The 22,364-nt window shown below is 60.1% G+C and carries 23 protein-coding genes; 18 read left to right on the forward strand and 5 right to left on the reverse strand.

Annotated elements, in window-relative coordinates; genetic code table 11:
- Nucleotides 1-64 precede the first annotated feature (64 nt).
- From RAL91_RS03985 to RAL91_RS04000, 4 genes are read right to left on the reverse strand one after another with little or no spacing between them, the layout of a single operon-like run.
- Nucleotides 65-1,480 (reverse strand): UvrD-helicase domain-containing protein, encoded by a 1,416-nt coding sequence (locus RAL91_RS03985; protein ID WP_306259924.1) that lies wholly within the window; start codon nt 1,478-1,480, stop codon nt 65-67.
- The gene (locus RAL91_RS03990; RefSeq protein ID WP_306259926.1) at nt 1,473-3,206 is read right to left on the reverse strand and encodes an ATP-dependent endonuclease; all 1,734 of its coding nucleotides are present in this window, start codon (nt 3,204-3,206) and stop codon (nt 1,473-1,475) included. The genes RAL91_RS03985 and RAL91_RS03990 overlap by 8 nt, the downstream gene beginning before the upstream one ends.
- Nucleotides 3,207-3,261: 55 nt before the next feature.
- Entirely contained in the window at nt 3,262-5,127 is a 1,866-nt protein-coding gene (locus tag RAL91_RS03995) for an ATP-binding protein (RefSeq protein ID WP_306259928.1), read from the reverse strand.
- A 14-nt stretch (nt 5,128-5,141) separates the two neighbouring features.
- Nucleotides 5,142-5,372 carry a hypothetical protein gene (locus RAL91_RS04000; protein ID WP_306259930.1) on the reverse strand — a complete coding sequence of 77 codons (231 nt, stop codon included), beginning with the start codon at nt 5,370-5,372 and terminating at the stop codon, nt 5,142-5,144.
- Between the two features lie 396 nt (nt 5,373-5,768).
- Between RAL91_RS04000 and RAL91_RS04005 the strand changes: the two genes are divergently transcribed.
- The 3 genes from RAL91_RS04005 to RAL91_RS04015 all read left to right on the forward strand — a co-directional run bounded on the left by RAL91_RS04005 (nt 5,769) and on the right by RAL91_RS04015 (nt 10,130).
- Complete coding sequence (locus tag RAL91_RS04005; RefSeq protein ID WP_306259932.1) at nt 5,769-6,761, forward strand: ArdC family protein; 993 nt, start codon at nt 5,769-5,771, stop codon at nt 6,759-6,761.
- Between the two features lie 123 nt (nt 6,762-6,884).
- Nucleotides 6,885-8,984, forward strand: a complete 2,100-nt coding sequence (locus RAL91_RS04010) for a ParB/RepB/Spo0J family partition protein (RefSeq protein ID WP_306259934.1) — start codon at nt 6,885-6,887, stop codon at nt 8,982-8,984.
- A 63-nt stretch (nt 8,985-9,047) separates the two neighbouring features.
- On the forward strand, nt 9,048-10,130 hold the full coding sequence (locus tag RAL91_RS04015; RefSeq protein ID WP_306259936.1) for a toprim domain-containing protein: 1,083 nt from the start codon (nt 9,048-9,050) through the stop codon (nt 10,128-10,130).
- A gap of 108 nt (nt 10,131-10,238) precedes the next feature.
- On the opposite strand, the gene RAL91_RS04020 is transcribed toward RAL91_RS04015, so the two are convergent.
- The gene (locus RAL91_RS04020; protein WP_306259938.1) at nt 10,239-10,421 is read right to left on the reverse strand and encodes a hypothetical protein; all 183 of its coding nucleotides are present in this window, start codon (nt 10,419-10,421) and stop codon (nt 10,239-10,241) included.
- Between the two features lie 3 nt (nt 10,422-10,424).
- On the opposite strand from RAL91_RS04020, the gene RAL91_RS04025 reads away from it, so the two are divergent.
- The 15 genes from RAL91_RS04025 to RAL91_RS04095 all read left to right on the forward strand — a co-directional run bounded on the left by RAL91_RS04025 (nt 10,425) and on the right by RAL91_RS04095 (nt 22,363).
- Entirely contained in the window at nt 10,425-11,366 is a 942-nt protein-coding gene (locus RAL91_RS04025) for a DUF2493 domain-containing protein (protein ID WP_306259939.1), read from the forward strand.
- Between the two features lie 159 nt (nt 11,367-11,525).
- On the forward strand, nt 11,526-11,987 hold the full coding sequence (locus RAL91_RS04030; RefSeq protein ID WP_306259942.1) for a hypothetical protein: 462 nt from the start codon (nt 11,526-11,528) through the stop codon (nt 11,985-11,987).
- Between the two features lie 585 nt (nt 11,988-12,572).
- Entirely contained in the window at nt 12,573-12,893 is a 321-nt protein-coding gene (locus RAL91_RS04035; RefSeq protein ID WP_306259943.1) for a DUF736 domain-containing protein, read from the forward strand.
- A 191-nt stretch (nt 12,894-13,084) separates the two neighbouring features.
- Nucleotides 13,085-13,339: a helix-turn-helix transcriptional regulator gene (locus RAL91_RS04040; RefSeq protein ID WP_306259946.1), complete on the forward strand. Its 255-nt coding sequence runs from the start codon at nt 13,085-13,087 to the stop codon at nt 13,337-13,339.
- 123 nt (nt 13,340-13,462) lie between these two features.
- Entirely contained in the window at nt 13,463-13,732 is a 270-nt protein-coding gene (locus RAL91_RS04045) for a DNA -binding domain-containing protein (protein ID WP_306259948.1), read from the forward strand.
- 121 nt (nt 13,733-13,853) lie between these two features.
- Nucleotides 13,854-14,207 (forward strand): transcriptional regulator domain-containing protein, encoded by a 354-nt coding sequence (locus tag RAL91_RS25005; protein ID WP_371932478.1) that lies wholly within the window; start codon nt 13,854-13,856, stop codon nt 14,205-14,207.
- On the forward strand, nt 14,122-14,622 hold the full coding sequence (locus tag RAL91_RS04055; RefSeq protein ID WP_306259951.1) for a DUF2285 domain-containing protein: 501 nt from the start codon (nt 14,122-14,124) through the stop codon (nt 14,620-14,622). The genes RAL91_RS25005 and RAL91_RS04055 overlap by 86 nt, the downstream gene beginning before the upstream one ends.
- Before the next feature lie 177 nt (nt 14,623-14,799).
- Entirely contained in the window at nt 14,800-15,081 is a 282-nt protein-coding gene (locus tag RAL91_RS04060) for an AlpA family transcriptional regulator (RefSeq protein ID WP_306259953.1), read from the forward strand.
- Nucleotides 15,082-15,089: 8 nt separating this feature from the next.
- Nucleotides 15,090-16,169, forward strand: coding sequence for a replication initiator protein A (locus RAL91_RS04065; protein ID WP_306259955.1), 1,080 nt, complete (start codon nt 15,090-15,092; stop codon nt 16,167-16,169).
- Nucleotides 16,166-16,687, forward strand: a complete 522-nt coding sequence (locus tag RAL91_RS04070) for a DUF2840 domain-containing protein (protein ID WP_306259957.1) — start codon at nt 16,166-16,168, stop codon at nt 16,685-16,687. The genes RAL91_RS04065 and RAL91_RS04070 overlap by 4 nt, the downstream gene beginning before the upstream one ends.
- Nucleotides 16,684-17,226, forward strand: coding sequence for a S26 family signal peptidase (locus RAL91_RS04075; RefSeq protein WP_306259959.1), 543 nt, complete (start codon nt 16,684-16,686; stop codon nt 17,224-17,226). The genes RAL91_RS04070 and RAL91_RS04075 overlap by 4 nt, the downstream gene beginning before the upstream one ends.
- A gap of 46 nt (nt 17,227-17,272) precedes the next feature.
- Nucleotides 17,273-17,611 (forward strand): DUF736 domain-containing protein, encoded by a 339-nt coding sequence (locus RAL91_RS04080; RefSeq protein WP_306259961.1) that lies wholly within the window; start codon nt 17,273-17,275, stop codon nt 17,609-17,611.
- A gap of 4 nt (nt 17,612-17,615) precedes the next feature.
- Nucleotides 17,616-18,374: a lytic transglycosylase domain-containing protein gene (locus RAL91_RS04085; RefSeq protein WP_306259963.1), complete on the forward strand. Its 759-nt coding sequence runs from the start codon at nt 17,616-17,618 to the stop codon at nt 18,372-18,374.
- Between the two features lie 244 nt (nt 18,375-18,618).
- On the forward strand, nt 18,619-20,358 hold the full coding sequence (locus tag RAL91_RS04090; RefSeq protein WP_306259965.1) for a VirD2 family relaxase/mobilization nuclease: 1,740 nt from the start codon (nt 18,619-18,621) through the stop codon (nt 20,356-20,358).
- Nucleotides 20,359-20,377: 19 nt separating this feature from the next.
- Nucleotides 20,378-22,363 (forward strand): conjugal transfer protein TraG, encoded by a 1,986-nt coding sequence (locus tag RAL91_RS04095; protein WP_306259967.1) that lies wholly within the window; start codon nt 20,378-20,380, stop codon nt 22,361-22,363.
- Nucleotide 22,364 lies beyond the last annotated feature (1 nt).

Consider the following 22,364-nt stretch of genomic DNA (forward strand, 5'->3'; position numbering starts at 1 on the left):
CGTTCGCCTGCGGTTGAGCCTGTAGTATCGCCCGACCCCTTCTTCGGGGGTAAGTACGGCTTCGCTAGGCTTGTCTGACAATTATTGGGTTCGTCGTACAGATCACCAGCTTTCGCGAACCGCGCGTCATCGCAACATAGAGATCGCGAGCATTCAGCAGATCTGTATCAATTACTACTGCCACATCGGCTTCCAATCCTTTGAGAAGCAAAGTGCTGCCCACCGCCCGACGTGGCAACGCCCGGCCTTTAATGCGGGACTGCTCCCGCGCGCGAACCGCCATTTCATGAAAGTCATCGGCATCCACACATCCATTGAATGCCAGAATGGCAGAACGCACCAAGGCGGGACGAAGGGGAAAAACCCCCGCTTGCCGATTAATCTCAACCAACATGGTCACGGCGGCTTCTGGGCTTGGTGATCGTGAAAACGCTAGCGCCGCACTCTCAGCATCTGTTGGCGGCGTCCGTTCTCGCCCCGCCAACAATACGCCGAGCCGTTGCTTCATTTGTGCCGCGCCGACGCCAGTCATTGTGCTACCAGCAAAGTCTATCAGCTCCGCCGCCGCGGTCGGCGCGCGCATATCAAACGCTTCGGCAAACCGGATAAAATCGGTCAGATCGGCATTTTCCACTACGACCGCGCCATGCGCTCGTCCTGCGATATCCCGGTGCCGTGGCGGTCGTTTGGCGTCACAGACGATTAGGACACTCCCACCATCTACCGGCGCGCGCGTATTGGCAGCCTGCGTTTGCTTCTGGATGTCGTCGTCACCTGTCACCGAAATCAGCTCCACCTCAGGTGGTGCTTGGCGCAGGTCAATGGCCTGACCTGATTGAAGCGCGGCCCTCACAGCCAAGAGCCATCGTCCAAAGTCTTCGGTCCCTGCATTGCGCCAACGCCATGGAACATCCAGCTCTCCCGCCGCCGGAAAGCGGGCCTGAACATCGGCCTGCCAATCGACGAGAACGTTGGTGCCCCAACCGAAAATGGCCTGCATGGGATCGCCGAGAACGCAGGTCGGCAAGACTTCCGCAATCTTCGATACCATCGTGTGCTGTTCAATAATGCAATCCTGATACTCATCGACAAACAGACGGGCATAGGTTGCCTGGAGTACGTCCCTGAGATGGTCGCCAGCAAGGATATTGAGCGTCCCCACACGGATCGCGGGATAGTCATCTCTTGGATTGTTGAGGTCCAGCGTTCCGTCCGCATGACCACTGCGCTGCGGGAAGGTTCCAATGAGGCGCATTCCCCATCCGTCGATCGTCGTAATACGAAACGCACTTTGCGGGACACCCATATGCGTCAGTCGGGCACGGAGCGCCGCAACACCGGCATTTGTATGCGTCAGTATCAGAATCGGTTTTGGATCGACGTGGCGTTGCAATGCCGACGCTATGAGATGCGTTTTCCCGCACCCAGCAGGCGCGGAAACGCTGCCGCAAGTGATACTGAGCAGGTCGATCTCAGCCATGCGATGTCTGCGCCCATCCGAGCAGCGCATTCACGCGGTTCTGAAAATCCACACTGACATCTCCGAAGCTTGATGCCAAAATATTGCGTGCCACATATTCCATCCGGCCTACCGTTTTGAACCATGGGTTTTTCTTGGTGGTGCATGCCGCTATAATCATATCTCGCTGAGCTGAAGAGATCGCGTGCTCCGGTGAATGAAGAATTGCACGGAGATTTTCTATCGTTTCCTGGTTGGCTGACACTGATTGAACATGCGCCGCGACCATCTCCTGACCATGTTCTGCTATGGCGTAATCCAAGAGAACCAAGAGTGTCGCGTCTCCTGCATTGCCGATAATTGCTGCCTCTAACGATTGCCCGGGATGCCAAGTAAATGTGGTCCCCGCTGTCTGATGGAAAGCGGCTTCAATTTGTGTGTTGGGTACGAGATCAGCATCGCGAAATACCGCAGCGCGATACCCCAGCTTCACGAACTCCGTTGCCTTTTCGTACAATCGGTCTGGATGACCGCCACCGCCATCAACAAGTGCGACGCCACAGGCAAAGATCGAGGGGCGGCCGTGTGCAGCGCAGTGTTGTTCAAAGCCTCTTACAAACCCGATCTCAGACGCTCCCTCACAAACCAGAACCGATGGGGCCAGAAAAGCTTCGGGTGCGCCGCGCAGCGTCCCTTGTGCAGAATCAGGAACGAAACGCGCGACGTGTTTCCCTTCTGACTTACGCAACACACGAAGCTGTTTCGCGGCAAGTTCCCTTAAAACGATTGGTGAGTGCGTCGTTGCGAAGACTTGTTGCGGCGGCACCTGTTCCTTTGCCCCCAAAGACCCCAATAACCGGATGATCCGATGTGGTTCCAGACCGTTTTCCACCTCGTCGACGAGTAGGATAGACGATACCGCTGCCACTTCGCGTTGGAGGCCAGCAATCAAGAGGCGCGTCGAACCTAGGCCAAGGCCGCGCAGGGGCACGCCGTGTTCGTCGTGCAGCGCGATGGATCCGCCCGTCACAGAAACAGAATGTGTGTCGAGAAGCGCCTGTGCTTTTGCACCGATCGGGATGCCGAGTTCATCGGCTGCCTTTTTGACCGATGCTAACGCATCTCCCAGTTGTGCATCGGCGTCATTGCCAAAGGCTTTGCGAGCCTCTCTTGCAGCTTGCGAAAGTGCCAAGGACGCATCAGGTTTCTCTTCGCTTAAACGTCCAAGCACCGATCCGCGCCGCCATGCGAGATTATGGTCAGACGTTGCGCCTAGTCGGGTTGGCGCAAGGTTCAGCCGATCCTTCCAGTTGAGATTGCGTTCGGTGCCCTTCTCATCTGCTCGATCCGATCTCAGTCTCCAGCGCGGTTCAAGGTCGCCAGCAATCTCCAAATTCAGCGACAGGACGGTTTCCAATCCGTGCCCTGGCTCGTCTTCAATCGTTCCCAATAGACCTTCGTACCCGCGCAGATAGTCGCCATAGGCCTCATAATTTCTCAGACTATCCGACAAGTCGCCTAAGGTCAGTGTGACCGAAATCGGAGTCTCGACATCAATCATGTAAAAATCGGCGTCCGTAATCGGGATGGATCGACGGGCTCCAAGACATAGGTCGATCGCATCCAAAACGGTACTTTTACCGGAGTCGCCAGAGCCGATCAGGCAATTGATCCCCGGCGTGGGATACCATTCCAACGATTTGATCGACCGGAAGTGTGAAATCTCGACTTTGCGAATGACCGCCATGCTGCCCTCCTTAACGGCCTCCGCCAATTCCTAATTCTTCGCACCGCCTTTTGACCTAGGCTGCATTCTCTTCTGGCACGTCCGCCGTCTTGATCAGTTCTTTGGCATACCGCTTCGCTTGCGAGATGCTCTGCTTGTAATCGTCGGCGGCAAGCGACAGCGATTCAGGAGAAGTGGCGCGGTCTAAATCGTCACTTGACCAATCGTCTGAGAGGCGTTTGCTGATCGCATAGCAAGTTGCCTTTCCAACACGGAATGCCATGAATTTGCGGGAAGCTTTGAGAATAGCCGAACGCACAACCTCCGGTTCGCCCGACGTGCGCAGTTCCGCATCAAGCTCGATGGCCATACGCTCAACGACGGAGTAAAGACCGTTCACGAACAGCGTTTGGGCGTCTTTGTAAAAGCGCCCAGCACGGCCTTTCAGGTTTTTTTCGGCTATCTCCTCAGGATCGGTGAGGATCTTGATCTCCGGCACACGCTCCAGGGACTGAGCGGAACGTGAGAGTTTTGCCCCCTCGGGCGCCTTACGGACCTTTTTGTGCTTGGCGCGTTGGCTCTTGTTCGGGTCGCCCTTGGTACCACTCTCATCCGTGTCCTCACGCGTCTCAGCGAAATCCGTGTCGAGATCGACTGGGTCGGACGTTTCGCTGCCTTCGGCGGCATCTTCCGTCCGGGATGCTGACGGGCGGCGCGACGGACTCAGGGTAGCCGTGGGGACGCGGAACTCGTCGAGGAGTTTCTGAAGGTCGGTTTGGAGATCATCCAAATTGTCATCGGAGGACGGTGACTCCGAGCGAATAACATCCCTGACCCATTCCGGCATGAGTTCGCGGACATATGCGTCGAAATCCTCGGCGATCATTGAGGACCGGTCATCTGGCCACGTCAATCCGTCACGATACTGATTTGGCATGGCGATCGTGTCAGCAAGTTCGATTTCAATGGTGAGAACCTTCGAGCCGAACGGGATCCCGAAGTTTGGGGCTGCGGCCGACCAAGCCTTCTTCGATTTGATGTCATAGCGCTCCCCCTTGTGCACCAGCGCGCAAAATGTCGTGGAACTCGTCGCAGGATTGGCGAGCGCGCTGAGGGAATGGCTGTGCCGCTCATGCTTGGGATCGTGAATATAATGTACCGTGATCTCGCCACCCGGCGCTTCGACCCTCTCATGATTGGGCAATTCATCGACCACATCTTCAAGCGTCTTAAGCCGGCGCGTACGTCCCGTCTCACCCTTGCCGCCGCCTTTGGTCATGGCGACATCAACGCGAACTTCGACTCCCTCGCCAAAACGGGCAAAACGCCGAAAGATCGCCGATGCGATGAAGCTACGTTCTAGGCTTTTTCCTTTACCCAACGGTTCAGCAACGGTGTCATGATCTTCGCTTTGCCCTACAAGAAGGACTTCGGTCCAATCGAACGATGTGTCCTGCCCCGCTTCACGGGCCACATCGGTGACGTCGTAAACCGTGTCGAAGCTGCCATCGGGCAATTCGACGGGAAAGCGAACATAGGTGCCCTCGTCGGCATCAAAGCCGATCGTAACCTCATTAACGACACCATTCCTGCACGACCGATAGCGTATACCCTCGCGCGACATGGTGAGACCTGAGACTTTCGCCCCGATCCCGAAGTTTCCGTCGAGCGCCATCTCTTTATTGACTGATGACGACAGGTCCGTCGCTTGCTTCAACTCCTCATCATCCATGCCCACGCCCGTATTCCAGAAGGTCAGCTTGCGCACGCCCTCCATCGTGGTGGGGTAGATTTCGATGCGGCGGTTTCCTGGCTGCGCCTGAACAGCGCTTTCGTCGGCGTTCTTGAAGAACTCGCGCACAAGCGTGCTCACGGGCGCCTGTTCGATCAGCCGATTTATGAGAAACCGCTTGTCGCGGATGTTGAGTGGTTCGGCCTTCATGGGTCGTGCGCCTCCTACAGCTTGAATTTGTCAGCGCCGTCGCCGGAGATTGATCCGAACTTTCGCTCAATGTCGCTCGTCGCGTCTCGAAGTACTTTGATTATCTTCTTCACGTCTGCGTCGTCATACTCGTACGCGCGGCGGTTCGACAGATTGCCAAGCTTGCGAATTGCATCGAGCGCGGACTGCGTTCGCCCTTCGGCCAAACGAACAAACTTTTCTCTTTTTTCACTGCCTTTAGCCATCGAATCGTCACCGCTTTCCGCATATTATGATGAATTTCAGATAATAGGCTCACCTCTATCTGTCAACATCTCATCAAAATTCATCACACATATTGAACATAATTCATCAAAACTATTCGAATATCGCCACACTGTGGCGGTATTTCATGGAGATTTTTATGCGATTTCATGGATGGAAAATCCGCCCGTCGCTGCGTGTAACCCAGTCTTCTGCGCGCCGCGTATAGTAATTTTAGAAGAATGCCTTCCCATGCGGCCGAGCCTGTAGTCTCGCCCGACCCCTTCTGCGGGGAGACCCCGCAACGCCCCCTTGAGAGTGAGAGTGCGGACGGGTTTTCCGTGACGGGTTGAGAGCCGGGAGAGAGGCTTCCGGCGCCCGTCGCGGAGTATCCCGTGATGTCCCGAAACAAATCCCACACCCACTCTCGATCCCGAGCAAAAGGAGACCGGACGAACCTTTATGACGAAATCACCAACAACATCATCGGCGAGTTGCAGGCCGGCCGTGTGCCTTGGGTCCAGCCCTGGGGGTCAGCGGCGGCCAAAGCGCCGCTCGCCATGCCAAACAACGCAGCGACCAGTCGCGGCTATTCCGGCATCAACATTCTGATTCTCTGGGGTGCCGTCATCGAACACGGCTTTTCCGGCCAGAGTTGGCTCACCTTCCGCCAGGCGCTGTCGCTTGGCGGCAACGTTCGGAAAGGCGAACGCGGCACGACCGTCGTCTATGCGGATCGCTTCATTCCGGACGACGAGAAGAAACGTGCGCGCGAGACCGGCGACGATCCGCAGGCCATCCCGTTCCTAAAGCGCTTCACCGTCTTCAACACGGCGCAATGCGAAAACCTGCCCGAAGAGGTCGCCGTTGCCGCGCCGCCTACCCCGCCGGGACTGATCGAACCAACGGTGGAAGCCCTAATCGAAACCAGCGGCATTGAGTTCCGCATCGGCGGCAACCGCGCCTTCTACGCACCCGCCGATGACTACGTGCAGGTACCACCACCCCAAGCCTATTTCGAACCGATCAACTGGCACCGCACGGCGCTCCACGAACTAGGGCACGCATCTGGTCATCCCTCCCGGCTCGACCGCGACATGTCCGGCTCGTTCGGATCGAAGGCATACGCCTTCGAAGAACTCGTCGCCGAGATGAACGCCGCCTTTTGCTGCGCCTCGCTCGGCATCGTACCGACCGTGCGGCACGCCGACTATATCGGCTCTTGGCTCGAAGCTCTGCGCGAGGACAATCGCGCCATCATCCGCGCGGCCTCCAAGGCCAGCAAGGCAGCCGATTATGTGCTCGGGTTTCTTTCAGAACGCGAGCCGGTGCATGGGGCGGCGTCCGATCCGGATCGGAACGTGGAGGGTCTCGTGCCCGCGGAATCATAGTGCCGGAAACACGCCCTTCCGGTTCTGCGGCACGCCTCGCTGAGAGGGAGAGGAGGGAGGGGTTTTCGTGACGGGTTGGAGGTCGAGAGAGAGTCTCCCGGCCGCCCGTCGCGGAGAAAACCGATGACCAACGTCAAGTCCAAAACCAAGATCGCGCTCAGCATGTCGCGCGACATTCCTTTCAACAAGCTCATCCTCAGCCAAGCGAACGTCCGGTGCGTAAAAGCCGGCGTTGCGATCGAGGAGCTCGCCGCGGATATTGCCCGGCGCACGCTCCTCCAGAGCCTGACCGTGCGGGCGGTGACCGACGAGGACGGCACCGAGACCGGGATGTTCGAGGTCCCCGCCGGTGGCCGCCGCTTTCGCGCGCTCGAACTGCTGGTGAAGCAGAAGCGGCTCAACAAGACCGCGCCGGTCCCTTGCGTGATCCGCACCGAGGGCCTCGCCGAGGAAGACAGTCTGGCCGAGAACATCCAGCGCGCGCCGCTGCATCCGCTCGATCAGTTCCGCGCCTTCCAGGCAATGCGCGAGAAAGGCATGGGCCAGGAGGAGATCGCCGCCGCATTCTTCGTCTCCGTCAATGTCGTCAAACAGCGCCTGCGTCTCGCCGCCGTCAGCGAGACCCTGCTGGATGCCTATGCCGAGGACGAGATGACCCTCGACCAGTTGATGGCGTTCACGGTCAATCCCGATCACGAGCGGCAAGCGCAGGTGTGGGACGCGATCAAGGACTCGTATTCCGCACGGCCCTACCAGATCCGCCGTATGCTCACCGAAGATGCCGTGCGGGCGTCGGACAAGCGCGCCCAGTTCATCGGGATCGACGCCTATGTCGAGGCCGGTGGTTCGGTCATGCGCGATCTGTTCGAAAGCGACGATGGCGGCTGGCTCGAAAATATCGGTCTGGTCGACATGCTCGTCACCGAAAAGCTCAATGAGCAAGCTGAGGCGATCCGGGCCGAAGGCTGGAAGTGGATCGAGGTCGGTCTCGATTTTCCTTACGGTCATACTTACGGACTGCGCCGCGTATTCGGCGAACAGGAACCGCTGACCGACGAGCAGGAAGCGAGCCGCGATGCGTTGCAGGCTGAACTCGACAAGCTTGAGGCTGAATATGCCGATCTGCCGGAATTGCCCGACGAGATCGACGAGCGGCTTGGCCAGATCGAGACGGCGATCGAGGCGTTCGACGACCGTCCGGTGGTCTACGAGGCCGAAGACGTGCCCTGCGCGGGCGCGTTCCTGAGCGTCAGCCCGGGTGGCAATCTGCACATCGAGCGCGGGTTCGTGCGTCCCGAGGATGAAGCTCCTGTCGAGCCAGAGGTCGACGAACCGGGCACGACCGGCACTGGTGAGACCGAGAACAATGATGCGCACTCCGTCGACCCAGCAAACGAACCGGAGGAGGATGAAGATCTAAAGCCGATCCCCGATCGATTGGTGACCGAATTGACGGCGCATCGCACGGTCGCACTGCGTCTGGCGCTCAGCGGCTCGTTCGACACGGCGTTCCGCGCCTGTTTGCACAGGATCGTGCTCGACACGTTCTACAGCCACGCGCAAGACAGCTGCCTCGAACTGTCGGCATCCTGCGTTTATTTCGGTTCGCAGGCACCGGGCTTGGGCGAAACGCCTTATGCGACGGCGCTTACAGAGCGGCATGAGGCGTTCGCGGGCGCTCTGCCGAACGATCCCGAGCAGCTGTGGGACGCGCTCGGCGAACTGTCGGATTCCATGCGCAAGGAACTGTTCGCGCATTGCATCGCATTGACCGCCAACGCCACGGTCGAAGCGTACAACCGCAGGCCGCGCGCGATCGCCCATGCCAATAGGCTGGCGGTGACGCTCGGGCTCGACATGACGGAAGCGGGCTGGAAGCCGACCGGCGATGCCTATCTCGGCCGGGTGACCAAGGCGCGCATCGCGTCGGCAGTGGCAGAAGCGAAGGGCGACAAGGCCGCATCCGACATCGAAAGTCTGAAGAAGGACGCGATGGTCGAACGGGCCGAAGCCCTGCTTGCTGAGACTGGATGGTTGCCCGAACCGCTGCGGACACCTGCGCTCGCAGACGAACCGAACGAGCCCGAAGTCGATGACGACGTTGCTGATACCGGCGAAGTGGTATCGGCGGCAAAGGACGGCGAAACGGCCATGGACGAAGAGGTCGAACCGGCCGACCATGATGAGAAGGAGCAGGAAGAAGAACTCGAAGCCGCGGAATGACGACAGCATTCCCTCACTGGGTCCGCCGCAAGGCGGGCCCTTTTTTCTTTAGAAGGAACCGTCATGTCCCAATCGATCGCTGATCTGACCGAAGCCTTGGCCCGCAACGCCGAGGCTGTCTGTCGGCATTATCTACGCGATGGCCAGCGCCAAGGTCACTACTGGATGATCGGCGATGTGCGGGGCACGCCCGGACAATCCATGTTCGTCCGCCTGAAAGGGCCGACCAGGGGCAAGGGTGCTGCCGGCAAATGGACCGATGCCGCCACCGGCGAACATGGCGACCTGCTCGACATCATCCGCGAGACTTGCGGGCTGGTCGATTTCAAGGACGTTGCCGACGAAGCGCGGCGCTTTCTTAGTCTACCGCAGCCGGAACCGCAGACCCGCCCGAAATCGCGACCCGTCTCAGCCCCTACCGGATCGCCGGAGGCAGCGCGGCGGCTGTTCGCTATGGCACATCCTATTTCCGGCACGCTTGCAGAAACGTATCTGCGCAAACGCGGCATCACTAATTTGCGCGAAACCGGATCACTCCGTTTTCATCCCAACAGTTACTATCGGCCCGACCATCATTCGGAGACCGAGACCTGGCCCGCATTGATAGCAGCGGTCAGCGATCGTGTTGGAAGCATCACCGGGGCGCATCGTACATGGCTTGATCCAGACGGCTTCTCCGAGGCCATGCTTGGCAAGGCTCCGATCGACACGCCGCGCCGCGCGATGGGCAGTCTACTCGGCAATGCGGTTCGGTTCGGGATCGCACGGGATGTCATGGCGGCGGGCGAAGGCATCGAGACCATGCTGTCGCTGAGGATGATCTTACCCGGAATGCCCATGGCAGCTGCGCTTTCTGCAGCACACCTCGCAGCCATCATGTTTCCGGCAACGCTGCGCCGCCTCTATATCGCCCGCGACAATGATCCGGCCGGTGACGGAGCGATGAAAACCCTGATCGACCGGGCGCGTGAATCCGACATCGAAGCGGTCCCGCTGTCGCCACAACACGGGGACTTTAACGAGGATCTGCGCCTTCTCGGGATCGGTGCGCTGCAAGCCGCAATACGGGTCCAGATCGCCCCGGACGATGTCGACCGGTTCATGCATGGCGCAGCCACGGTCGGGAAGGAGGCGGTGACGGGCTGATGTGCCGCGCCGGGATCGGTGGGGGATATCGACCTGCATCGGTAAGAGCCGCGACCTCGGCCTTCTTCAGAGGGCGAACGGACGGCAAGCGGGCCGGTCCGGCAATGGCTACGCCCGGTTCTTTTCCGTCGACCCTGCGGGCCGTTCCATCGCGAGCCAAAAGAACCGGTCTGCGCCATCCTCCGCTGCGCTGCGGCCCTGCGCATCCGCTCCAGGTGCAGGTCTGTCCCGCCCGCCGTCTTTCGTCGCCATGAAGGCCGCGGCGGTCGCGGTCCACCCAATGAGGAGCATCCCATGTACACCGGTCCCCACAGCGAAAACACCGAGCCCCATCACGCATCTTCACCTACCGACGACATCTGCACCGGCCTCCAGTTGCACGGCTACCGACATTCCGAAAACGATCCCGACCCGCGCGATGTGCCCGAAGACGACCGGATCATCGGGGCCGTCGCCGATATCTTCGATGCCCTCGTGGCAACGATGGCGGACACCAGTCTCGACACCGATCTCGACGAATTGCTCTGGTCCACCGTCAATATGTTCCACCGCGCCACCGACCGGATCGAACGCAAGCTCGACGACAACGAACAGGCGCAGAAACGCGGCCAGCGCCGACAGGACGGCTCCGAGGTCAAGGCCGTGCAGCTCGAACATCTGATCTCGGTCGGGCAATCCTTGCTCGAACGCCGCGACTGCATGGAGGTCTTCCGCGACAGTGCCGCCGAACATCATCTGAAACTTACCGGCTCACCCTGGTCCGCTCGCTCCGGATCACGGGTCAGCCACCGCAATCTCACCTCGGCGATGATCGATAGCCGGGACTTCCTCGCCGCGAAGAAGCACGCCGATACCGAAGTGCATCTGCCCACAGGTACAAAGATCGCCTTCACCGGCGGAATGGACTTCAACGATCATCGCCTGATCTGGGATACGCTCGACAAGGTTCACGCCAAGCATTCCAACATGGTCCTGCTGCATGGCGGCTCGCCCAAGGGTGCCGAACTGATTGCCGCCAAATGGGCAAACAACCGCAAGGTGACACAGGTCGTCTTCAAGCCCGATTGGACACGCCACGCCAAGGCCGCTCCGTTCAAGCGCAACGATGCGATTCTCGATACCCTGCCGATCGGTGTCATCATCTTTCCCGGGACCGGTATTCAGGACAATTTTGCCGACAAGGCAAGAAAACTCGGCATCAAGGCCTATGACTTTCGCAAGAAGGACGGCGCATGAGCGCCGTTCCACCTTTTGCGATCAAGCAACCGCAATAGCAGACGGTTGCATTGATCGCGCCTGCAGACCCACTCCCAATTCTTCGCGTTTTTTGCTATAAGTAAAATGCGCCGAGGTGGTGGTGGCTGGCGCGACCGTTCTAGCACGGAGTCTGTCACCATGATCTTTATCAACATCCTCCTTGTCGTCGGCGTGATCAGCTTCCTCTGCTGGCTCGTCTTCACGCTCGCCGTTCACGCATTGCCACTCTTCACCGGCGTTACGGTCGGCATCTGGGCGCATGACAGCGGCGCTGGCGTTGTCGGCGGTCTAGCCATCGGTGCCCTCGCCGCGGGCGCCATCGCCATTGTCGGGCAATTGGTCTTCGCTTTCGCCCGCCCGCTCTGGGTTCGTCTCATCGTCGCGGCCCTCTTCGCGGGACCGGCTGCGGTTGCCGGTTACGCTGCAACGCATGGGATCGCGAAACACCTCATGCCGTCCGAAGCTTGGCAGATGACGTTTTCGATCGTCGGTGCAATCGTCGTTGGAATTACCGCTCTGTTTCGAATGCCGGGCACGGCCCCACCCGAGCCGGGCACGGCCCCACCCGAGCCGGGCGTGGCGCGTACGAGCGGCGCTTAGTCACCGTTAAGGGCCGAAATGGGGATGGGTGCGGCTGTCCGTCCGGATCTTCGCTGCCTCATCTTAAGAGAATGCACGGCGACGGGATGGATCTCAATTCTCGGTTCGAGCGAAAGTCACCCATGTCGAAGGTCTCCGGGTCGGAACCGAAGGCGCTGGACGTTCCGGGAAATGGTTGACTGGGTTCTCACAACTCCGGCGGAATGGCTCACGAGACGGCGCAGCGTGCCTGCGTATTCATGAAACGGATTTGACCGTTGTGAAACCGGACTGTCTCGGTGTCATCGGTTTCCAATTTCTCCGTCGGCTACCTCTGTTGGGATCGACCGCTCCAAACGGCCTCTTCAATGGACTGATCTGGCCGAAGGACGGCTTCGCCTCGACCGCCTATGGCTCAACGGTGCCGGTCCACTTTCTTCCCCTGCCGGCTGTGCCGCCATTCCTCGCGAAACCAAGAAAGTCTCCCGTCACCATCCTCCACCATGTTTCGGCCCTACGGGTGAGCCGTCGGTCGCCTCCGGCTTCTTGATCGCCATCGAGGCCGCAATGGTGCGGGCTCGGACACAGAGCAAACGGAGAAATATCATGGCAACCATCGGCACCTTCAAAAAGTCCGGCAACGAATACACGGGCGAAATCGTAACCCTCAACGTGCAGGCCAAGAACGTCCGCATCGTCCCCGAAACCAGCCAGAGCAACGAGAACGCTCCCAGCCACCGCGTTCTGGTCGGCCGCGCCGAAATCGGCGCCGCCTGGTCGAAGACCTCCAACGAGGGCCGCGACTATCTCGGCCTCAAGCTGGACGATCCGAGCTTCACCGCTCCGATCTACGCCAACCTCTTCGACGACGAGGACGAAGGTTATAGCCTCATCTGGTCCCGCCCCAACCGCCGCAACGGCGACTGAGCGACCAGCGAGACGCCCCGTTCGGACATTCCGGGCGGGGCCGTCAGCGTGCCTAGGCGACCGAATCAGATCGCCTCACCGTTCGCAAACTACCCATAGAACTGAATATTTTACTCGCCAATATCGCAAAGAACGACTATTATAGTCGTAGTACTGGCGTGCCTATTCGTGTCTGTAGGAGGTGATCATGCATGATCACCGCCCGACAAACGCGGGCTGCGCGCGCGTTACTTGGTTGGACGCAGGAGACGCTCGCTGAAAAAGCCCTGGTATCACTGACCGCCTTGAAGCGCCTTGAGTCATCCAGTGACTTGAAGGTGTTCGAGTCGACTTTCGACCAGGTCCGCCGCGCGCTGGAAGGTGCCGGTATCGTCTTCCTCAATTCCGGCCAAGGGGAAGGAGTGATGATTGTTCACGCCAAGGACGAAAGCGCGCAGGCGGGATAGGTTTCTTTATACCTTTTATGCGAAATGCTACGCGTTTTCCACCGGTCGCCAGCAACATCACTTCCCGAAAAAAGCCTCGTCGATACGGTTAACAACCGTCGCGCAGGCCGCTATCGATGGGGGATGGGGGTGACTACTGACAGACACGACGATGAGCCGCCACGTAGTGCAAGTCTGACGGCCTATGACCGGACTCATCTGAAACTGTACCTGCGTCTGCTCGACGCCGAGGCGGATGGGGCGGCATGGCAAGAGATCGTACAAGTCCTGTTCGATATTGATCCCACTATCCATCCCGACCGCGCCCGCCGCATGCATGACGCCCATCTTGCCCGCGCGCGCTGGATGACCGAACAGGGCTATCGCGATCTCCTTTGGGGCGCACGGCATTGACGCCGACGTGATGCCGCTACGGCATCACCCCTTGCCCAAAATCCGGCTTCTCAAACCAGCAATCTCTTGAAATCATGGAGGCTTAACTGCCCACCATGGCCTGCAGACGTTGGAGGAGAGGATGGCGCTTGACCCAAACCAGTGGCGGTCCGATGCCGCCTACGCCTATCTGGACGACCTCAATGCCGAAGGTCTGGCGTGGGAATGCCTGCGCCGAAACACCGGCTATCAGGATGAATATGCCGCCGCCCAAATCGGGAAGATCGATGGTGATGCTGTCGACGACCTGATCAGGCGGCACTGGGGGTTACGATTTCGCGACGCGTCCGGACTGCACTGCACTCGACGAAATCATCTATTGGTCACCGGTAATCGACACTGCGACGGTTATGTTGGCCGCAACATCCCCGACTATCGGTATGGTTGCCGAGCAATCGATCTTACTCGATCCTTCGTCGGTTCGCTCAGCCCCTGACGGATTGTATGCCCGCCATGGCGATGGGCCATCTGCGGTCTATTCCGTGGTGTTGGGGCAACGAGAACTTGTTCCGACCGCAACAGTCATCGTCCCTCTTGACGCAGATAGTCCGGACCGCCTTGCCGCCGCTGGTCGGCTCTGGCGTGTGCTCAACGGCATAGCCGCACCGGACACACGCCTCACGCCCCAACGTCGCAAACGGCTCAGTCTTATGATCCGCGCCGCAGATGGCGTTGCATGCCATGCGTCCCATCGTCAGATCGCAGCCGTGCTATTTGGCAGACATCGCGTCGCTGCCGAACTCTGGCACGAGTCCTCGCTGCGCTACACGACTATCCGGCTGTGTCGGAACGGTCAGGCGATGATCGACGGCGGCTACCGCGATATTCTGCGTCACCGCAGACGAGCGTAGCCAGCCTCCACGACGGAAATAGCGTCTCCGCCCTGCGTTCCGGCGTTTTTCCACCGGCGCGGTGCAAATTAGCGCTTCCCTTCTTCGCACCTGCCCGCGCCGGGCACGCTTCGCCATCGTGGCCTCCAATCGTCGCCGACCATCGGCAACGCGCTTGGACCCCACGGAGGCCTCACCATGTCAGCAAATACCGCCCACCTGCCGCCACGCTACCTGAGAACGCCAGAAGCGGCGCACTTCCTCAGTCTGTCCGGGCGTACTTTGGAGAAGCATCGCACGTACGGAACAGGACCCGCGTACCGTAAGCTCGGCGGCCGGGTCGTTTATTCGGTGGAGGACCTGCAGGCCTGGGCGGACCGCGGCGCGGTCACCTCGACCTCCGATCCGCGAGGATCGGTCCTTCCCGCCAAGCGCCATGACGATGCGTCGCTCGCTCCAAGTGACGGCGAGCCGCGCTGAGCTTTCTCATGTTGCGCAAGTCACAATCCAGATCCGAGCGTGCCCAGCTGGAGCTTTTCTATGCTTCCAGCGCCGATCCTGCCCCGCGCGATGCGCAGGATTTGATGGCATATCCCTTCTTCAGCCTGTCCAAAACGCACCGCACCCGCCCGATCGACTATGACGTCGCAGGTGTCGTAATCCGCGTCGAAGCGGTCCCCGAGCACGGGATGGCGACGATCTGGGATGCGGACATCCTGATCTGGGCCGCAAGCCATTTGGTCGAGGCCCGCGATGCCGGGCTGCGGACATCGCGCCTGATGGCGGCGACGCCCTATGAAATCCTGACCTTCATCGGTCGCGGCGTCAGTTCGCGCGACTATCAGCGTCTCAAGGCGGCTCTCGACCGCCTACAATCGACCACCGTCGCGACGACCATACGCCAACCCGCGTCAGGGCGGCGCCACCGTTTCTCCTGGATCAACGAATGGGTCGAGCGCACCGACCACCGCGGCAAGCCTGCCGGTGTCGAGTTGATCGTGCCGGACTGGTTCTATCGCGCGGTGCTCGACGATGCGCTAATCCTCACCATTGACCGTGCTTACTTCTCCCTCACGGGAGGGTTCGACCGCTGGCTTTACCGCGTCGTTCGCAAGCACGGCGGACGGCAACGGAACGGTTGGCGTTTCGAGTTACGTCATCTCTATCTGAAGTCGGGCAGCCTCTCTCCGTTCAAACGCTTCGCGTTCGAATTACGCGATATCGTCCGCCGTCAGCCATTGCCCGGCTACGTCCTGTCGATCGAAGTCGAGATCGGCGGCAAAACGTTGCTCGCCTTCGAGCCTGCGAGCGTCCCGGCACCTTGTGGACAATCTGTGGATGGCCTCGTGCTATCGGGAACCCGGCCTATCGTGCCATCGGGAACCGGAGTGTCGTGCTATCGGGAACCGAAACCGGCGCTAACACCCCGCACCAAAAGAGCAAATCGCACCCTTAACTTAGAGTCTAACTCAGAATCTAACTCTTGTAGTGGGCGTGCGGCTGTGAACAACGCTGCCCCGGCAGACGACATCGGAGACAATGATGCTTCTTCGGGAACTGCGTCATGAACTCACCCGCAGCATTCAAGAAAGGTGCGCAACGCGAGGCGACTGACCGTCAGTCGGACGCCCTTACCCATGTCGAATTGATCTGGTTCGAGAAGCGAACCGAATACTGGATCCGCTTTGGCCAACAAGCCGGTGAGCGCGTCATCGATCGCCGTCGCCGCGTCGTCAGCTTCGCGCCCGGACAGGTTTTTGCGTTCGTCCGCTGGGCATCGAACGACTACGGCACTGTCCTCTCTTGCATCGATATCTTGCGCGCCGTCTGTCGCGGTGAGCCATATCAGACGCTGCCGTCCGTGCAGCCCGGCGGCGATGTTTTACTGACCATCACGGGGTGGCCGAAGGTTGAACGGGTGTTGCAGGTCATCGATGCGATCGAGGCATTTGGCATCGATCCGGTCGATGTCACGCCCGACCATTGGCGGCACGTGCACAACCGGATGGCTGCACGCCAGACACCGCGCACCTACACGCAAACCCGCCATGCCGCCTGGATCAAACGTCGGAGGGTGGGCCGATGAAACGCCGCGCATGGTCGCTTATCGGTGCTGCGGCAGTTGGCGCGATTGCCTTTCCGGCGTTTGTCGAAACACCCGATACCTTCATCTGGAACGTCACGCCGTCCGCGCCTATCGGACTCTACGAAGTGCGACCTGTCGCGCAGCTTCAAAGGACCGAACTGGTCGTCCTCGAAGCTCCACAACCGCTCGAAAGTTTCCTCGCCGAACGCGGCTATCTGCCGCCGAATATTCCCCTCCTGAAGCGCGTCGTCGGTGTGCCGGGGCAGACCGTCTGCCGTATCGGTCGCACCATCACCGTCGACGGCACTGTGATGGGTAACGCTCAACAGCGCGACAGTTTCGGGCGTCCGATGCCGGTCTGGAGCGGATGCCAGCGCATCGCTCCAAATGAAATTTTTCTCATGAATCGCGACGCCGAGAACAGTCTCGACGGGCGATATTTCGGACCCGTTCCCGCCCATTCGATCACCGGCTTGGCGGTCCCAGTGTGGACCATCGAGCCCGGCACGGGCCGTTACCGCTGGCGCGCCGCCCAATGAACGGCACGCCGAACCTCCCACCAACGCCAGATGAAAGGACATTCCCATGGCACATATCGGACATTTCACGCGCACCAAAGATGGTTATCGAGGCCACCTGAAAACGCTCACCCTCGACGCCGAACTCACCCTCGTTCCGGCAGAGCAAACCGACGCCGAGAATGCACCCGACTACCGGGTTCACATCGGTGCAGACATGGAAGCCCATGAAATCGGTGCAGGTTGGAAACGCACCGGCGAGAAGGCTGGCGACTATGTTTCGCTGGTGATCGATGATCCGGCTTTGCCGCATCCGATCCATGCGAACTTGTTCCACTCGGTCAGCGAGAACGAAACCTATTTGCTGACCTGGAACCGGCCGCGCAAACGCCGCGAAAATGGGTAAGGCGATGCGCAACGCTCATCACCGCACGACTGCCGGACATCAACAGATCGTCCGGTTCGTCGCCCTCCTTCTCCTTTCCGGCCTGCTCGTCGGTGCCGCCCTGCCGTCCGTCACAGTCGCGCAGCGCGCTTCGATAGAGCGCCCGGCCGCCGATCCCTATGCCGCGCATATTGCAGAGGCGTCGCAGAGATTCCGCATCCCCGAGCGCTGGATACGCGCCGTCATGCGCGTCGAAAGCGCTGGCCGGGTGCGGGCGGTGTCCAGCGTGGGCGCGATGGGCCTGATGCAGATCATGCCAGGCACTTGGGCGGGACTTCGTATCCGCCACCGACTTGGCCGCGACCCCTTCGATCCGCGCGACAACATTCTTGGCGGCACGGCGTACCTGCGCGAGATGTACGACCGGTTCGGTTCGCCCGGTTTCCTCGCGGCCTACAATGCCGGTCCTGGACGCTACGAAGATCATCTCGCGACCGGTCGGGCGCTGCCACGCGAGACGCGCGCCTACATGGCGACCCTGTTGCCGATGATTGGTTTAGCGTCGTCGAATGGCTCCTCGACAACCGTGCCCGCACCACCGGATTGGCGCGAAGCTCCGCTGTTCGTCGAACGCTCCGAACGTAAATCGACTGCAAATCCCGTGCAGCAAGAACGCCGAACGTCTGGAGTCCCGCCGACGCCTCCAGCACGCAACCGCGACGCGCAAAGCGAGCAACCGGACGGCATCTTTATCGCCCAGTCACGCGATGAGAGGACACCATGATGATCGCAATCGCATTTCGCACTTTCGGAGGCAGCAGCGCAGTACGGCGTGTGTTGAGGGGAAAGGTCAGAAATTGGGAGAGGGGATGGCGAGATAAAAGGGCACGATGTGCGCCTCGGTTGTGGGGTGTGTTTTCAAAGGGTTATGCTTTGAATTCACGAGGTGCGCTTGAACAGCGCAGCCTGCATCCATCCTGCTTTCCGAGTGATTTCAATACGTTTGCGCGATGTGCGGGTTTCGCACCATGAGCAACGACGATGATTTCCACATCCGCCCTGGCCGCATTCGGTCATCGTCAAGTCAGCGCGCGCGGCCCTTCGTTGCTCAGGCCTTAGCTGCAGCACAGCGTGCTGGCGGCAATGTCTCGCGCTCGGGAAAGATCACGCCGGGCAATCGCTCATATTTTGGGCGCGGCAAGCGTGCCAGCGTGCAGGCCAATCGCTGGCTAACCAGCAGATCGCGCAACGCCGTCATCAAGACCCGTGTCGTTCGGCACAACGCTCGAAGCGCTCCCTTAGCAACCCATCTCACTTACCTGCGCCGCGAGGGCGTCACCCGTGATGGGGAGAAGGCAAAGCTGTTCGGTCCAGACATCGAAGAGATCGCTCCAAGCGAGTTCGCTGAACGGTGTGAAGACGACCGCCACCATTTTCGGTTCATCGTGTCGCCGGAGGACGCAGTAGAGATGACAGACCTTAAATCCTTCACCCGCGATCTGATGCGTCAGGCGGAAAAGGATCTGGGCACCAAACTCGATTGGGTCGGTGTCGATCACTGGAATACCGAGCACCCACATATCCATGTCATCGCACGCGGGCGTGCCGACGATGGCGAAGACCTCGTTATTGCCCGCGATTACATCAAGGATGGGATGCGTGCCCGCGCGCAGGATCTGATTTCGCAGGAGCTCGGCCTTCGCACTGACCGGGATATCCAGAATACCCTCGAACGACAGATCGATGCTGAGCGCTGGACCAGTTTGGACCGACAGCTCGCGCGCGACGGTGAGCGCTCAGGCGTAATTGACCTCGCCCCACGTCGCGGCGGGCAGCTCGACGGTCTCCAGGCTCTGAAAGTCGGACGCCTGCGCAGGCTGGAAAAGCTGAACCTCGCCGATCAAATTGGTCCCGGACAATGGGTGATGAAGGACACCGCCGAGACGACCTTGCGTGAATTGGGCGAGCGCGGCGATATCATCAAACGCATCCACCGCGGGTTGACCGAACGCGGCATCGAACGCGGTACATCGAGCTATGTCCTGGCAGGCGAAAGGATCGACCATCCCGTCATCGGACGGCTTGTCGATCGTGGTCTCGACGATGAACTCATGGGAACGGCTTATGCAGTGATCGACGGTGTCGATGGCCGCACCCATCATATCAAACTACCCCACATTGACGCCGCCGGAGACAACACGCTGGGATCGATCGTTGAGTTGCGCAAGTTCGAGGACCGCAGAGGCCGAGCACGGGTCGCGCTAGCCGTGCGGTCCGATCTGTCCATCGAGAAGCAGGTGAGGGCAACCGGCGCGACCTGGCTGGATCGGGAAGCCATCGCCCGGGAACCGAGCGCGCTTGGCAGTGGCGGATTCGGCGCGGAGGTCTCTGCCGCACTGGATCGACGTGCCGACCATCTGATCGAAGAAGGCTTGGCCAAACGGCAAGGGCAATGCGTCATCTTCAATCGTAATTTGCTCAATACGCTGCGCCAACGCGAACTGACGAATGTTGGTGAGACGCTCGTGACCGAGACCGGGCTCCCCCAGAAGCAATCCGCGGCAGGCGAGTATGTGGCCGGCATCTATCAGCGGCGCGTTGCATTGGCCTCGGGCCGCTTCGCCATGATCGGCGACGAGCTCGGCTTCCAGCTCGTGCCCTGGACACCCTCCATCGAAAAGCATCTCGGCCAGCACGTCTCAGGCATCGCCCGCAGCAATGGCGGTGTCGATTGGGATTTCGGCCGCAAGCGCGGGATCGGGCTGTAGCGCCCGGAAAGGAAAAGAGATGAACGCGACAAAAATTCTCTGGGGCCAGATCGTCTTCGTATCGATGATCGTTCTCGGTACGACATGGGCGGCAACGCAGTGGACAGCCTGGCGGCTGGGGTTCCAGCCGCAGCTTGGAATGCCATGGTTCGACCTGCTCGGATGGCCGGTCTACTACCCGCCGGCGTTCTTCTGGTGGTGGTATGCCTATGACGCCTATGCGCCGCCGATCTTCATCGAAGGCGCGTTCATTGCCGCATCGGGCGGGTTCCTCGCCGTTGCCGTGGCGATCACCATGTCGGTCTATCGCGCCCGGGAAGCGGAGAACGTCGCCACCTACGGATCGGCCCGTTGGGCGGACCAGAATGAGATCAGGAAGGAGGGCCTGCTCGGCTCAGATGGTGTGGTGCTGGGACAACTGAGCCAAGAATATTTACGCCACGATGGTCCCGAGCACGTCCTGTGCTTCGCGCCGACGCGGTCCGGCAAGGGAGTGGGTCTCGTGATCCCGACGCTTCTTGCCTGGCCGGGCTCGGCCATCGTCCACGACATCAAGGGGGAGAACTGGCAGATCACTTCGGGGTTCCGTGCAAAACACGGAACGGTGCTGCTGTTCGACCCAACCAATTCCAAATCGTCCGCTTACAATCCGCTGCTCGAAGTACGCCGCGGCGAATGGGAAGTGCGCGACGTCCAGAATATCGCCGACATCCTAGTGGACCCAGAAGGCTCGTTGGAAAAACGCAATCACTGGGAGAAGACAAGCCACGCGCTGCTCGTCGGCGTGATCCTGCATGTCCTCTATGCCGAGGAGAACAAAACGCTGGCCGGTGTTGCGGCCTTTCTCTCCGATCCGAAGCGCCCAATAGAAACGACGCTCCGGGCGATGATGGCAGCAGCACATCTCGGCGATGCTGGCCCGCATCCCGTTGTCGCCAGTGCGGCGCGTGAACTCCTGAACAAATCCGATAATGAACGCTCGGGCGTCCTGTCGACTGCCATGTCGTTCCTCGGCCTCTACCGCGATCCCGTCGTCGCCAAGGTGACGCGCCAATGCGACTGGCGCATCTCCGATCTCGTCGAAAGCGAGCGGCCGGTTACACTCTACCTTGTCGTCCCGCCTTCTGACATCAACCGGACCAAACCGCTGATCCGGCTGATCCTGAATCAGATTGGGCGGCGGCTGACTGAGGATCTGCAAAGTCACGCCAGGCGACACCGCCTGCTTCTGATGCTGGACGAGTTTCCCGCGCTGGGACGCCTCGACTTTTTCGAAAGCGCTCTGGCCTTCATGGCAGGCTATGGCCTGAAGGCGTTTCTAATCGCGCAGTCTCTCAACCAGATCGAGAAGGCTTACGGACCGAACAATTCGATCCTCGACAATTGCCACGTTCGGGTGAGCTTCGCGACCAACGACGAGCGCACTGCAAAGCGCGTTTCCGACGCGCTCGGTACAGCAACCGAGATGCGCGCGATGAAAAACTATGCGGGCCACCGGCTGTCGCCATGGCTCGGGCACCTGATGGTCAGCCGACAGGAGACTGCGCGCGCCTTGTTGACGCCCGGCGAAGTCATGCAACTGCCCCCAACCGACGAGATTGTCATGGTCGCAGGCATCGCGCCGATCCGCGCGCAGAAGGCGCGTTATTATGAAGATCCGCAGTTCCAGCAGCGTGTTCTGCCGCCACCTGCCCTTGAAAATACAACGGCTACGAAGACGGATCCCTGGACCGAAATGCCAATACCGGTGCAGCCGGATGGCATGGAAGAAAATGAAAGCGAACAACGAGAGGACGAAGACACCACTGGCTCCGAACCCCGTCGTCAACCCGAGCTGGAACGAACGAACCCCACCCCACCGAAAGCGCCCGCACAGAACGAGTTCGATCTCGATCCGCACGACGATGATGGCGAGGATCCCGCGCAACTGCGCAATTTGAATGCCCGCGTTCGGCAGGTCGCGCGTCAGGCGTCGATGAACCCTGACGACGGCATCGACATGTGAG

It is taken from the genome of Pararhizobium sp. IMCC21322 (assembly GCF_030758295.1).
Taxonomy (GTDB): domain Bacteria; phylum Pseudomonadota; class Alphaproteobacteria; order Rhizobiales.